Origin of the sequence: Belnapia rosea (assembly GCF_900101615.1) — a bacterium.
Lineage (GTDB): Bacteria > Pseudomonadota > Alphaproteobacteria > Acetobacterales > Acetobacteraceae > Belnapia > Belnapia rosea.
In genome coordinates this window covers 1-1,548 of the sequence record NZ_FMZX01000101.1, presented here as the reverse complement: position 1 = coordinate 1,548, position 1,548 = coordinate 1, and the positions used below count along the sequence as shown (strand labels likewise).

Annotated in this window: 1 protein-coding gene; it reads right to left on the bottom strand. The window is 68.9% G+C overall.

Features of this window, described 5'->3' with window-relative positions; genetic code table 11:
- Positions 1-116: 116 nt before the first annotated feature.
- Positions 117-1,436: an IS701 family transposase gene (locus BLR02_RS28220; protein ID WP_342670598.1), complete on the bottom strand. Its 1,320-nt coding sequence runs from the start codon at positions 1,434-1,436 to the stop codon at positions 117-119.
- Positions 1,437-1,548 lie beyond the last annotated feature (112 nt).

Genomic DNA, 1,548 nt, shown 5'->3' with positions numbered 1-1,548 from the left:
GATCGCCCACGTCGCGTCGGTGAAAACCTCGCACCCGTTCCTATCCGTCATGCCCCAAAATATGGCAACAGCATTCAAGCTCTAACAGACCTTAGCACTACCTGGGCAGTCTGAAATCAGGCGGTGGTCTGAGCTTGCGCCTGCAGTGCGGGCATCGGATTGGCGTGATCAGGTCGGTGAGCAGCCGCGCCATGATAGCTCGGCGCAGAGCTGGCAGGCTCGGCGATGGTGGCGGTCCCGGAACCTAACCCGGCATTTTTCCCCGACCCCGTCGGGCGCTGCCCGGCGAGGCGGAGGTGCTGCAGCCAGGCAAAGGCGATGCAGGTCATCAGCGCGTGTCGGTGCAAGCCGGTCCAGAACCGCCCCTCGAAGTGGCCCAAGCCCAGCTCTTGCTTCAGCTGCTGATGCGCCTGCTCGCAGACCCAACGCGCCTTAATGGCCGCGGCCAGGGCGCGGAGCGAGGTCCGGGGCGGCAGGTTGGACAGGTAGTATTTGCGCTCGCCGCTCGAGCGCCATTCGCCCACCAGCCAGACCTCATCGCCCGGCAGATGCCGGTTGTTGGCCCAGACCGCGCCGTCACCGACCCGGATGCGGGTGGCGGCAAAGCGGGCGGCGAGCGGGCCCTTGCTACCCTGCCGCCAGGTCACCCGGCGCCAGGACTGGTTGGCGAGCACCGCCTCCGCGTCCTCGGGTTCCCGGTCCGGCACCGGGCGCCGCTTGCGCCCGCCGGGCGGGACCAGCTGAACATCAGCGTCGTAGACCTTCTGGTTGCGCGGGATGCCCACCGCCCAGGTCAGGCCCCGCTCGCTCAAGCCGGCCCGGAACGCCGCACTCGCGCCATAGCCAGCATCGGCCAGCACCAGGCCAAACCGCACCCGGGCCGTGGTGAGCCGGTCCAGCTCGGTCAGCGCAATCGCGCCCTTGCTGCGGGCCACCACCTCGTCCTCCGGCACGCCGGCCGCCGCGCAGCGCTCCGGGTCATCCACCCAGTCCTCGGGCAAGAACAGGCGCAGGCCGATTGGGACGGGCACCTCCGCGCTAGCCAGGGTCAGCGAGACCAGCGCCTGGCAGTTGGCCCGCTTGCCCAGCTGGCCGCAGTACTGCCGCTCAACTCCGACCGAGAGCGAGCCCTTCTTCGGCAGCGCCGTGTCGTCGATCACCAGCGCCGCCCGCGACCCGCCCACCAGCCGGTCCGCCTGCTCAGCCAGCACCTGCCAGAGCGGCGCGTCATCCCAGGCCGGACTGGCGACGAAGTGCTGCAGCTGATCGTGGCCAGACAGCCCCAAAGACGCCGCCATCGGCTGCAGGCTCTTGCGCTCGCTCGGCCCTAGCAGCCCGCGCAGGTAAAGCGGCGCCCAGAGCCGCCGCTTCTTGTGCCCGACCGCCGCCAGGAACGGCTCCAGCCAGATGTCCAGATCCGGCAAACCACCGCTCATGCCTGCCTCCCGAAACTTAAGAGCGTATCTCGGTAGGCAGCTTCCCGCCTGATCACTATCTGCCAGGGATGGCGAGAAGGGCTGATCTGAAGACCAAGAGGCGGCGTGTCCG